The sequence below is a fragment of the Rhizobium sp. WSM409 genome, assembly GCF_057653825.1.
Map to the genome: position 1 here is coordinate 4,216,958 of NZ_CM172794.1, position 12,046 is coordinate 4,229,003.

Here is a 12,046-nt window from a genome sequence, read left to right on the forward strand (position 1 = left end):
AGTCGTGTCAGGATCGCCCATGTACACCTACATCGCCAAACGGCTCTTGGTCGCCATACCGACGCTTTTGATCATTTCGGTCTTCGTCTTCTCGCTGCAGAAGCTGCTGCCCGGCGATCCGATCCTCGCCATGGCCGGTGAGGAACGCGACCCGCAGGTTCTCGAATTCCTGCGCGAGAAATACCGGCTGAACGATCCCGTGCCCTATCAATATGTCCGCTGGCTGGGTGCGGCCCTGCAAGGCGATCTCGGCATTTCGCTGCGCACCAACCAGCCGGTTCTGCAGCTCATCGCCGAAAAGCTGCCGGTCACCATCCAGCTCGCCATCATGTCGATGATCTTCGCCTTTGTCATCGGCGTGCCGATGGGCATCCTGGCGGCCGTCAAGAAGAACACGATGATCGACTATCTCGCCAACATCATCGCGCTGACCGGTCTGTCGATCCCGAATTTCTGGCTCGGCATCATGCTGATCCTGCTGGTTTCGGTCAATCTCGGTTGGTTGCCGGCATCAGGTTACGAACCCTTCTTCAGCAATCCGCTGCGTTCGCTGGAAACCATGCTGATGCCCTCCTTCGTGCTCGGCAATGCGCTGGCCGCGACCCTAATGCGGCATACACGCTCAGCGATGCTGAGCGTCCTCAGCACCGATTACATCCGCACCGCCCGCGCCAAGGGGCTGGCTGAAAGCTCGGTCGTGCTCGAACACGGCTTCCGCAATGCCATGCTGCCGATCGTGACGCTGACTGCCTTGCTCTTCGGCGAACTGCTTGCCGGTGCCGTGCTGACCGAGCAGATCTTCACCATTCCGGGTTTCGGAAAGCTCATCGTCGACGCCGTCTTCAACCGCGACTACGCCGTCGTCCAGGGTGTGGTGATCTGCACCGCGATCGGCTTCATCCTGATGAACCTCTTGGCCGACATTCTCTACGTCCTGCTCAATCCACGCATGAGGGCCGCCCTATGACCGCGATCGGAGAGACCGTCATTCCCTCTGCGATCGACCGCTCGCCGAGCCGTGCCTGGCGCAAGCTGAAGGCCAACAAGGGTGCGCTCGTCGGCCTTGCGATCATCGCCTTCTTCGCAATCCTCGCCATTGCCGCCCCCCTCCTTCCGATTCCCGATCCGAACGCCACAAGCTGGTCGGCGATCCGCAAGGCCCCGTCCGCCGCCCATTGGCTTGGCACCGACGACATCGGCCGCGACATTCTTTCCCGAATGATCTGGGGCGCGCAGGCTTCGCTGATGGCCGGCGTCTTCTCGGTGGCGATCGCCGTTGTCATCGGCGTGCCCTTCGGCCTTATCTCCGGTTATTTCGGCGGCTGGATCGACATGGTGATCTCGCGCATCACCGAAGCCTTTCTGGCCATGCCTTTCCTCATCACCGCGATCGCGCTCGCAGCCTTTCTCGGCCCGAGCCTGACCAATGCGATGATTGCGATCGGCCTTTCCGCCATGCCCGTCTTCGTGCGGCTGACGCGCGGCCAGGTGCTTTCGGTCAAGATCGAAGAATATGTCGAGGGTGCCCGCTCGATCGGCCTCCGGTCCTCGAGCATCATCACCCGCTACATCCTGCCGAACGTCTTTGCACCGATCCTCGTGCAAGCGACGTTGACCATCGCCACCGCGATCATCGCCGAGGCAAGCCTCTCCTTTCTCGGTCTCGGGCAACAACCGCCGGCGCCGAGCTGGGGCTCGATGCTGAACGTCGCCAAGAATTTCCTCTCCCAGGCGCCATGGATGGCGATGTGGCCGGGTGCCGCGATCTTCCTCGTCGTCATCGGTTTCAATCTTTTAGGCGACGGCCTGCGCGATGCGCTCGATCCGCGCGAAGCATGATTTCTCGAAAGGACATTTGACATGACCGCATTCACCACCCGTCCCGAGATCCTCGGCACCTTCGGTGTCGTCACCTCGACGCACTGGATCGCCTCGGCCGTCGGCATGAGCATTCTCGAAAAGGGCGGCAATGCCTTCGACGCGGCAGTGGCGACGGGCTTCGTGCTGCAGATCGTCGAGCCGCATCTTTGCGGTCCGGGCGGCGATATGCCGGCGGTGATCTATTCGAAGAAGAAGGACAAGGTCGAGGTCATCTGCGCGCAAGGCCCTGCCCCCGCCGGTGCGACGATCGAACACTATACGGCAGAGGGCCTGAGCCTGATCCCCGGCGACGGGCTGCTTGCGACCGTCATCCCCGGCTCCTTCGATGGCTGGATGCTGATGCTGCGCGACTATGGCTCGATGAGCGTGCGCGATGTGCTGGAACCGGCGATCTATTACGCCGAGCACGGCCATCCGATGCTGCCGCGCGTCTCCGCCACCATCAAGGGGCTCGCCGCCTTCTTCGAGAAGGAATGGCCGACCTCCTACGAGACGTGGCTGCCAGGCGGCAGCGCGCCCGAAGCGCATGCGAATTTCAGGAATCCGGTGCTTGCCGAAACCTGGAAGCGCGTCATCGCCGAGGCGGAAGTGAAAAGCGGCCGGGAAGCGCAAGTGCAGGCGGCCCGCGACGCCTTCTATCGCGGCTTCGTTGCCGAGAAGATCGACGATTATCTGAAGACCGCCGAGGTGATGGATGCAAGCGGCAGCCGCCACAAGGGCGTCCTGACTGCCGCCGACATGGCGAACTGGTCGGCGACGATCGAGGAGCCGCTGACCTATGATTATCATGACTGGACGATCGCCAAGATCGGCCCCTGGGGCCAGGGTCCGGTCTTCCTGCAGACCCTGTCGATCCTCAAAGGCTTCGATCTCGCCGCGATGGATCCCGCTGGCGCCGATTTCGTCCACACCGTCGTCGAGGCGATGAAGCTCGCCTTCGCCGACCGCGAAGTCTATTACGGCGATCCTGACTTTTCGGAGATTCCCATCGCGCATCTGCTGTCGGAGACCTATGCCGCCGAGCGCCGCAAGCTGGTCGGCACAGACGCCTCCTTCGATCTTCGCCCCGGCATCGTGCCTGGCTTCGAAGCGCAGCATGATCTGACGATGAAGATGCTCGGCGCGGATTCCAAGACCGGCGCCGTCTACGAGCCGACCATGGCGCATCTTTCCGAAAAGCGCGGCGACACCGTGCATATCGACGTCATCGACCGCCACGGCAACATAGTCTCCGTCACGCCATCAGGCGGCTGGCTGCAATCCTCGCCGACCGTGCCCGGCCTCGGCTTCTGCCTCAATTCCCGCGCCCAGATGTTCTGGCTGAAACCAGGGTTGCCGACGTCGCTTGCGCCCGGCAAGCGGCCGCGCACGACGCTGACACCGTCGCTCGGCCTCTATGAGGGCCGCCCGACACTGGCCTTCGGCACACCCGGCGGCGATCAGCAGGAGCAGTGGCAGCTTTCCTTCTTCCTGCGTTATATCAATCACAAGCTGAACCTGCAGGCGGCGATCGACCAGCCGCTGTTCCACACCTCGCATTTTCCGGGCTCTTTCTATCCGCGCACCCGCGAACCCGGCAGCCTGATGGCGGAAGCGAATTTCGGCCCTGATGTCCTTGATGCCCTGCGTCGCAAGGGTCACAAGCTGACGGTCGCCGATCCCTGGACGATCGGCCGGCTGACCGCCGCGAGACGCGATGCCGACGGACTGTTGCGCGCTGCAGCCACCCCGCGCCTGATGCAGGCCTATGCGATCGGGAGATAGTCATGACCTGGTCTATCGTCGCCCGTGATCCCTCGACCGGTCATCTCGGCATCGCCGTCGCGAGCCGCTTCTTTGCCGTCGGCGCCCTGGTGCCGCATATTCGCGGCGGCATCGGCGCCGTTGCTACCCAGGCCTTCGTCAGCCCGCTTTACGGCGTCGACGGCCTGTCGCTGCTGGCTGCAGGCAAGGCGCCGGAGGAGATCATCACCCAGCTCACTGGGCGTGACGCCGGCCGCAATCAGCGGCAGTTGCACCTCATCGATGCGAAGGGGCGCAACGCCGCCTTCACCGGTCCCGCATGCATCGACTGGGCGGGGCATCTGATCGACGAAAACGTCTCGGTCGCCGGCAACATGCTCGCGGGTCCCGACGTCGTCGCCGAAACACTTGCCACCTACAACAAGGCAATGGACAAGCCGCTGGCCGAACGCCTGCTGCTGGCGATGCAGGTAGGCGAGGATGCCGGCGGCGACAAGCGCGGCAGGCAGTCCGCCGCCCTCATCATCCATCGCGACCAGGATTATCCGTGGCTCAGCCTCCGCGCCGACGATCATCCCGATCCGCTCGCCGAACTTGTTCGCCTGCACGCGGTGGCGGGTGAACGTTACCTGCATGTCGCCGAGACGATGGCGACGCGGCAAAATCCGAACGGCATGACGGACAGGCGCGAGATCGATGAAAAGATCGCGGCGCTGGAAGCGGCCCGCATTGCTGAAGGCAGGCCTTCGGCCTCCTTCGCCACGCCTTTGAAGACGTGAACCAGATAGAACAAGGCAACGACATGCTTGATGTTTCTTCAGCCCCCGCCTCCCCGGTTCTCTCGGTCAGGAACCTGACGACCTCCTTCCTCGTCGATGGCGACTGGAAGCCGGTGGTGCGCGACGTCTCCTTCGACGTCATGCCAGGCGAGACGGTGGCTATCGTCGGCGAAAGCGGCTCGGGCAAGAGCGTCACCTCCCTTTCGATCATGCGGCTTCTCTCGCCAAGGGATCGAGCCGCATCGATGGCGCCATCACCTTGAACGGCAAGGATGTTCTCACCCTTTCGGAAAAGGAGATGCGCCGGGTGCGCGGCAACGACGCCGCCATGATCTTCCAGGAGCCGATGACCTCCCTCAATCCGATCTTCACCATCGGCCGCCAGATCTCCGAAGCGCTGACCTGCCACGGCGATATCGGCAAGGCCGAGGCGCGGGCCGAAACCGTGCGCCTGCTGGAAAAGGTCCGCATCCCCAACGCCGCCTCGCGCTTCGACGAATATCCGCACCAGTTCTCAGGCGGCATGCGCCAGCGCGTGATGATCGCCATGGCGCTCGCCAGCCGGCCGAAATTGCTGATCGCCGATGAGCCGACGACAGCACTCGACGTGACGATCCAGGGCCAGATCCTCGACCTGATCAAGATGCTGCAGGAAGAAGAGGGCATGTCCGTTCTCTTCATCACCCACGACATGGGTGTCGTCGCCGAAATCGCCGACCGCACCATCGTCATGTATCGCGGCGAGGCGGTGGAAACCGGCACGACCGACGACATCTTCCATCGCGGCAGGCATCCCTATACCCGCGCTTTGCTCTCGGCCGTGCCGCGCCTCGGCTCGATGGCCGACCGGAAATGGCCGCTGCGTTTCCCAGTCGTCGATACCACGACCGGCGAACGCCGCGAGCCGATCGAGGTGGCCGATACCGTCGACCGCCGGCGAACACCGATCCTCGAAGTCAAGAACCTCGTTACCCGTTTCGACATCCGCGGCGGCCTGCTCGGCCGCAAGACCGGCGCGATCCATGCGGTCGAGGATGTCTCCTTCGATCTCCTCCAGGGCGAGACGCTGTCGCTCGTCGGCGAATCCGGCTGCGGCAAGTCGACCACCGGTCGCTCGATTACCCGCCTCGTCCAGCCGAACGGCGGCAGTGTCAGCCTCGACGGTTATGATGTGCTGAGCCTTGACGCGGCCAGTCTCAGACGGATGCGCCGCAGCATCCAGATGATCTTTCAGGATCCCTTCGCCAGCCTCAACCCGCGCATGACCGTCGGCGCGGCCGTCGCCGAACCCATCACCGAACACGGCCTCGGCACCGGCGCCCAGGCCCGCGACAAGGCGGCCGATCTTCTCGAACGCGTCGGGCTGAAACCCGATATGATGAAACGCTATCCGCATGAATTTTCCGGCGGTCAGCGCCAGCGCATCTGCATCGCCCGCGCGCTCGCACTCGATCCGAAGGTGATCGTCGCCGACGAAAGCGTTTCAGCCCTCGATGTCTCGATCAAGGCACAGGTCTGCAATCTGCTGATGGACCTGCAGCAAAGCCTCAACCTCGCCTTCCTGTTCATTTCTCACGATATGGCGGTGGTCGAGCGCGTCAGCCACCGCGTCGCGGTGATGTATCTCGGCGAGATCGTCGAGATCGGTCCACGTGCGGAATTGTTCAGCAACCCGCAGCATGCCTACACGAAGAAGCTGATGGCAGCTGTGCCGGTTCCCGACCCCTCACGGCGCGGCATCAAGCGCAACCTCGGAACCGACGAGCTCAAGAGCCCTGTCCGCCCGGTCGGCTACGTCGCGCCGCCACGCCGATACCGGGAAGTGACGGCAGGCCATCTGGTGAGGGTCGATGAAGCCGCCTGAACGCGAAAAAACCACTCTCCAAAGCATCAGGATAACAAGTATTGCGGGAAAATAACCCGCGCCGGTGGCGCGCGGACCGTCTTTTTTGCTGCACCGCTTATATGACTTCTGCTAGATATTATTTTGCCGATAATTATTAACGACCGATTCCACCCTTTTGTGTTCTCTTATCCTTGCGAATCAAAAAGGTTTGATTTGCCCGGGGACGGCCCCCATGTTGAAGCATGGGGCGATGCAACAGTTGGGTAGGAGCCTATGCTGCAACGGATTGAAGACATTGATGCAGCACTCGTCGACAGGCTGCAGCATTCGGCGTTCAAGTACTTCCTGAAATATACCAATCCCGAAAATGGCCTGGTGGCGGATACGTCGATCGGCGGGGTTCCGTGCAGCATCGCAGCCGTCGGCTTTGCGCTTTCCTCTTATCCTGTTGGTGTCGAGCGTTTATGGATCAGCCGCGAGGAGGCAGCCGAACGCACGGTCAACACGCTGCGGTTCTTTGCCGAGGCGCGCCAGGGCGAGGAACGCCACGCGACCGGCCACCGCGGTTTCTTCTACCATTTCCTGCACATGGATACCGGCCATCGCGCCTGGAACAGCGAGCTTTCGACCATCGACACGGCGCTGCTCGTCGCCGGCATCCTGACGGCTGCGCAATATTTCAATCGGGAAGACGACGAGACGGAAACCGAAATCCGGGAACTCGCGACCTTCATCTACGAGCGCGTCGACTGGCGCTGGGCGCTGAACAAGGGCGACACCATTGCCATGGGTTGGAAGCCCTCTTCCGGCTTCTTGCGCTGGCGCTACCATGGCTTCGACGAGGCGATCATCCTCTATACGCTGGCGCTCGCTTCGCCGACGCACCCGATACCGCAATCGAGCTACGACGCCTTTACGTCAAGCTATTCCTGGATGCTGCATGGCGAGCAGTCCTATCTCTATGCCGGGCCGCTGTTCATCCACCTGTTCTCGCATGCCTGGATCGATTTCCGCACCATTCAGGACAAGCCGATGGCGGAGCGAAACTGGGACTATTTCCGCAACACGCAGGTGATGATCAACGTCCAGCGTGACTATGCCGAACGCAATCCCGGCCAGTTCGTCGGCTACAACAGGAATATCTGGGGTTTCTCTGCCTGTGACGGCCCGCCGCCGACACGGCGCATGCGTGGCGGCCGCCAGCCGAAGGTTCTGGGTTACGCCGCCCGCGGAGCGCCGCTCGGCCCGGATGACGGCACGATCGCACCCTGGGCAGCCCTTGCCTGCCTGCCCTACGACAAGCAGGCGGCTCTCGACGGCACCAAGGCGCTTCTGACCACCTATCCGAACCTGCTCTTGGAAGGCGGTTTTCCCGGCGGCTTCAATCCGACGGTCAAGACCAAGCGGCCGGAAGGCTGGGTCGACGACCGCACCGTCGGCATCGACCAGGGCCTTGTCGTCATGACCATCGAGAACGACCGTTCGGATTTCATCTGGAAACTGATGCGGCAATCGCCGGTCATCCGCCTCGGGCTCGAGCGCGCCGGCTTTACCGGTGGCTGGCTCGAAGGCATCGAGCCCGAAGAAGTGGTACGCAAGGTCGGCTAGGTCCAGAGCATGCCGCGCAAAAGTGTACAGCGGTTTTGCGACAACGACATGCGTAAAAACAAAGGCCTAAAGTGCGAGGAGCGAATCTGAAAGATCGTGACGCGCTTTAGAGCTGTCGCATGGTATCAGTTCTCGAAGACATGCGCCTTGCCGGCGATATCGAGGCGAACGAGGTCTCCCCGCGCCGGAAGAGCGACGCTCGAGGTCTTGATAAGGATCGGCGGCAACGCCACACCTTCGAGCGAGACGGCGACGGTGCAGACTGCGCCGCCGAATTCCACTTCGACGACACGCCCGCCATAGTTGCGATCGCCTTCATCGGCAACGACGCGAATCTGCTCGGGACGCAGCATGATCTCCGCCTTGCCCTGACGGCTGCCTTCGACGGCGACATGGCCAAGGGCGCAGTCTGCCAAGCCGTTGCGGATGATGGCGGGAAGCAGCACGGCATCGCCGAGAAACAGTGCCGTCTCGCGATCGCGCGGATGCAGGTACAAGGATTGCGGCGACCCGGCCTGGATCAGCCGTCCCTCCCTCAGAACCGCGACCTGATCGGCAAAGGTCAGAGCCTCTTCCTGATCATGGGTGACGAGAATGGTGGTGATGCCGGCCGCCTGCAGCACGCGCGCAACCGCCTTGCGCATATTTTCACGCAGGCCGGTATCGAGTGCCGAGAAAGGTTCGTCGAGCAGCATCAGCCGCGGCTTACGGCCGAGCGCGCGGGCGAGCGCCACGCGCTGCTGCTGCCCGCCGGAAAGCTGATGCGGACGCCGCGCCAGCATGCCGCGGTCGAGTTCGACCATATCGAGCAACTCGACGATGCGCTTCTCGCGATCGGCTGCCCTTCGTTCGAAGCCGAAGCCGATATTTTCTGCAACGCTTAAGTGCGGAAACAGCGCGCCGTCCTGCGAGACGATGCCGATGCCGCGTTTATGCGCCGGTACTGTCGCCGGACCGTCCGCGAGCAGGTCGCCGTCCAGCGTCACCCTGCCGACATCGGGTTGCTCGAAGCCGGCAATGATGCGCAACAGCGTCGTCTTGCCTGAACCGGACGGGCCGACGACGGCCGTGCGGCTTCCGGCCGAGACTTCGAGCGAAATATCCTTCAGCGCCTGGACGGGGCCATAGCGCTTGCTGATGTTTTCGATCGTGAGCAGCGTCATTGGCCGGCGGTCCGTTTCGATTGGGTATAGAGCATCAGGGTGAGCGGCAGTGACAGCACGACCATCATGAAGGCGTAGGGGGCGGCCGAGACATAATCGATCTCGCTGGTCAGCGACCAGAATTTCGTCGCCAGCGTGTCGACGCCGTTGGGCGACAGCATCAGTGTCGCCGTGAGTTCATTGGTGATGCCGAGTGCGGCCAGCGCGACGCTGGCAGCCGCTCCGGGTGCGGCAAGCCGCATGGTGATCTGCCGCACCGCCTGGCCCGGGGTGCGGCCGAGACCCATCGCGGCGCGCTCCAGTTCCACCGGCGCTTGGGCGATGCTGGCACGCAGCCCGACCATGGCGCGCGGCAGGAAAAGCATCACATAGGCGACGAGCAGCGTTGCGAAGGTCTGATAGAGCGGCAGCACGAGACGCACGGTGATGGTCACCAGCGCCAGCGCCACGACGACGCCCGGCAGCGAGCCGACATAATAGTGGCAGGCTTCGAGCACGCGCTGGAGGCGGCCGGGCGCCCGCACGGAAAGCCAGGCCATCGGTGCTGCCGCAATCGTCGCCAGCACGCCGCCGACGACGGCAAGCACGATCGTCTGCAGGAAGGCGCTGCCGACCTCGATGCGCCAGATATCGGTGCCGCCGAGATAGAGCCAGCGGCCAAGCGTCACCAACGGGACGCCGAGCGTCAGAACCGCCAGGAGGACAGGCAGCAAAACGGCGGGCACCACCAACCAGCCCAGGCGGCGGCGGTCCGTCGGGCGTGGCGAACCCGCGCCGACGCGGGCATAACGTTCGTTGCCGCGCACCAACACCTCGAATCCGAGCAGAAAAAGACAGCAGGCGACGAGCACGCCGCCGAGCATGTTGGAGGCCGGGCTGTTGTAGGAGGACTGGAACTGGTCGACGATCGCCGTCGCGAACGTGTCGAACCGGATCATCACGAACAGGCCGTACTCCGAAAGCAGATGCAGCGCGATCAGCAGAGAACCGCCGCAGATGGCGAGCCTGAGCTGCGGCAGCACGGCGCGGAAGAAGACGCGCCAGGGATTGAGGCCCAGCGAGGCCGCGGCATCCTCGATAGCCGGATCGAGACGGCGCAGCGCTGCGGCGACCGGCAGGTAGAGGAACGGATAATAGGCGATGACCGAGACGAAGACACCGCTCTGCAGGCCGCGCATGCCGGGAACGAGGCTGACCCAGGCATAGCTGTGCACGAAGGCAGGCACGGCGAGCGGAGCGATCGCCAGCCAGGCCCAGAGCCGGCCGAAAGGAATGTCCGTCCGCTCGGTCAGCCAGGCGAGCGTCACCGCAAGCGCGATCGACACCGGGATGGTGATCGATTCCAGAAGGACCGTATTGACGAGAAGTTCGCCGACGCGTGGCCGGAAGACCAGGGCCTTCACCGTTTCCCAGCCGACATCGTAGGTTACCCAGCCGATGAAGCCGAGCGGCACGAGACTGAAGATCGCGACGACGGTTGCGAGGAGGATCACCGAAGCGTGCGGCATGCGTCCGCGCGGCAAAGCCATTCGCGTGGCCCTCGGCGCGACCGGCGCCTGGTTGCCGGATGCGAGCAATCTGTTGTCCTGCAGCAAGGCCGATGCCTTTACACGCTGAAAAAGGAAGGCAACCGCCTTTGAAAGGCGGTTGCCGGATATCGTCATGCCCTAAGGTTTTCTTGAGCCAAATGCAATAGTTTTGGCCGGAAGACGCCTGCGGCAGAAAGGTCTAAGCATGTCGCGCAAAAGTGTGCCGCGGTTTTGCGACGACGACATGCGGAAAACGAAAGATCTAAAGTGTGGCGCGCCACGCTTTAGATCAGGCCGGCAGCCGTCATCAGCTCCACGACTTTCTTGCTGTCGAGGGTCGAAGCTTCGACCTTCGGGGCATTGAGATCGGCAAGCGGAGTGAGCTTGTCGTTGGAGGGCGCATCCTTGCCGATGGCATATTCATAGGAATCGCCGTCCTTGAGGACTGCCTGGCCGGCCTTGCTTGTCAGGAACTTCAGGAAAGCCTGGGCTTCCTTCATGTGCTGCGTGGACTTCAGGATGCCGCCACCCGAAACGCTGACGAAAGCGCCCGGATCCTGGTTCTTGATGTAGTGCAGACCAACATTCTTGCTGTTCTCGCCTGTTTTGGCCTGATCGCCGAACCAATAATAGTGATAGATAACAGCGCCTTCGACTTCGCCTGAATTGACGGCCTTCATCGCGACGCTGTTGCCCTTGTAGGGCGTGGCATTGTCTTTCAGGCCCTTCAGCCATGCCTTGGTGGCATCTTCGCCCTTGAGCTGCAGCAGGGCAGCGACGATGGCCTGGAAGTCTGCACCGGCAGGTGCTGCACCCCAGCGGCCCTTCCAGGCGGGATCTGCCAGATCGAGCATCGACTTCGGCAGCTTGTCTTCGGTGAGCTTGGTCTTGTCATAGGCAAAAACGGTGGTACGGGCGGCAATGCCGGTCCACATGCCGTCAGCCGGGCGATACTGATCCGGAACCTGATCCAGCGTTTCCTTTTCGATGGGGGCGAAGAGGCCCGCGCCATCGACCAGCGTCATTGCCGGCGAATTTTCGGTCAGGAAGACATCCGCCGGGGAGGCGTCGCCTTCCTGGATGATCTGGTTGGCGAACTGCATGTCGCTGCCCTGGCGCATGGTGACCTTGATGCCGGTCTCCTTGGAGAAGGCGTCGATCCATTCGCGGCCGAGGCTTTCGTGCTGGGCATTGTAAACGACGAGACCTTCGTCCTGCGCTTGGGCGCTGCCTGCGAGCGCGGTGGCGGAGAGAAGCGAAGCGGCAAGCGCGAGCGAAAAACGGTTAAGAGCAATTTTCATGATGGCCTCCGTGACGATGTCACCCGAGCTCTCCAAGGGCGATGAGAGGCGTATATTTTTCCTGACTGCCGATTTCAAGTTTGGCTTGGTCGGAAAAGCCATCACAATATCTTGACTAAATATTTCATATTACAGGGGAATAAATCTCGATTTGGCAAAAAAGGCGGCGCTTCCCGAGCGCCGCCTCTCTTTTGCA

General features: G+C 62.6%; 8 protein-coding genes and 1 pseudogene. 6 read left to right on the forward strand and 3 right to left on the reverse strand.

All coding sequences use genetic code 11. The features are described 5' to 3' along the window. Positions 1-19 precede the first annotated feature (19 nt). The 6 genes and pseudogenes from AC25BC_RS20785 to AC25BC_RS20810 all read left to right on the forward strand — a co-directional run bounded on the left by AC25BC_RS20785 (position 20) and on the right by AC25BC_RS20810 (position 7,857). Positions 20-967, forward strand: a complete 948-nt coding sequence (locus AC25BC_RS20785; protein ID WP_012759396.1) for an ABC transporter permease — start codon at positions 20-22, stop codon at positions 965-967. Next, positions 964-1,839: an ABC transporter permease gene (locus AC25BC_RS20790; RefSeq protein WP_012759397.1), complete on the forward strand. Its 876-nt coding sequence runs from the start codon at positions 964-966 to the stop codon at positions 1,837-1,839. The genes AC25BC_RS20785 and AC25BC_RS20790 overlap by 4 nt, the downstream gene beginning before the upstream one ends. Positions 1,840-1,860: 21 nt before the next feature. Beyond that, a complete protein-coding gene (locus tag AC25BC_RS20795) occupies positions 1,861-3,645 on the forward strand; it encodes a gamma-glutamyltransferase family protein (protein ID WP_128406547.1) in 1,785 nt (594 codons plus the stop codon). 2 nt (positions 3,646-3,647) lie between these two features. After that, entirely contained in the window at positions 3,648-4,403 is a 756-nt protein-coding gene (locus tag AC25BC_RS20800; RefSeq protein ID WP_012759399.1) for a DUF1028 domain-containing protein, read from the forward strand. A gap of 23 nt (positions 4,404-4,426) precedes the next feature. Then, positions 4,427-6,267: pseudogene (locus AC25BC_RS20805) on the forward strand (ABC transporter ATP-binding protein). Between the two features lie 255 nt (positions 6,268-6,522). Then, positions 6,523-7,857 (forward strand): glucoamylase family protein, encoded by a 1,335-nt coding sequence (locus AC25BC_RS20810; RefSeq protein ID WP_012759401.1) that lies wholly within the window; start codon positions 6,523-6,525, stop codon positions 7,855-7,857. A 125-nt stretch (positions 7,858-7,982) separates the two neighbouring features. Here the strand turns inward: AC25BC_RS20810 and AC25BC_RS20815 are convergent, their stop codons facing one another. The 3 genes from AC25BC_RS20815 to AC25BC_RS20825 form a co-directional block, all read right to left on the reverse strand. Next, positions 7,983-9,020: an ABC transporter ATP-binding protein gene (locus AC25BC_RS20815; protein WP_012759402.1), complete on the reverse strand. Its 1,038-nt coding sequence runs from the start codon at positions 9,018-9,020 to the stop codon at positions 7,983-7,985. Next, the gene (locus AC25BC_RS20820; protein ID WP_128438335.1) at positions 9,017-10,684 is read right to left on the reverse strand and encodes an ABC transporter permease; all 1,668 of its coding nucleotides are present in this window, start codon (positions 10,682-10,684) and stop codon (positions 9,017-9,019) included. The genes AC25BC_RS20815 and AC25BC_RS20820 overlap by 4 nt, the downstream gene beginning before the upstream one ends. A gap of 149 nt (positions 10,685-10,833) precedes the next feature. Further along, complete coding sequence (locus AC25BC_RS20825; RefSeq protein ID WP_128438336.1) at positions 10,834-11,850, reverse strand: iron ABC transporter substrate-binding protein; 1,017 nt, start codon at positions 11,848-11,850, stop codon at positions 10,834-10,836. Positions 11,851-12,046 lie beyond the last annotated feature (196 nt).

Excerpts from the sequence above, each read along its gene's own strand:
- AC25BC_RS20800 (WP_012759399.1), top strand. The coding sequence starts at position 3,648 with ATGACCTGGTCTATCGTCGCCCGTGATCCCTCGACCGGTCATCTCGGC.
- AC25BC_RS20825 (WP_128438336.1), bottom strand. The coding sequence starts at position 11,850 with ATGAAAATTGCTCTTAACCGTTTTTCGCTCGCGCTTGCCGCTTCGCTT.
- AC25BC_RS20795 (WP_128406547.1), top strand. The coding sequence starts at position 1,861 with ATGACCGCATTCACCACCCGTCCCGAGATCCTCGGCACCTTCGGTGTC.
- AC25BC_RS20815 (WP_012759402.1), bottom strand. The coding sequence starts at position 9,020 with ATGACGCTGCTCACGATCGAAAACATCAGCAAGCGCTATGGCCCCGTC.
- AC25BC_RS20820 (WP_128438335.1), bottom strand. The coding sequence starts at position 10,684 with ATGACGATATCCGGCAACCGCCTTTCAAAGGCGGTTGCCTTCCTTTTT.
- AC25BC_RS20790 (WP_012759397.1), top strand. The coding sequence starts at position 964 with ATGACCGCGATCGGAGAGACCGTCATTCCCTCTGCGATCGACCGCTCG.
- AC25BC_RS20785 (WP_012759396.1), top strand. The coding sequence starts at position 20 with ATGTACACCTACATCGCCAAACGGCTCTTGGTCGCCATACCGACGCTT.
- AC25BC_RS20810 (WP_012759401.1), top strand. The coding sequence starts at position 6,523 with ATGCTGCAACGGATTGAAGACATTGATGCAGCACTCGTCGACAGGCTG.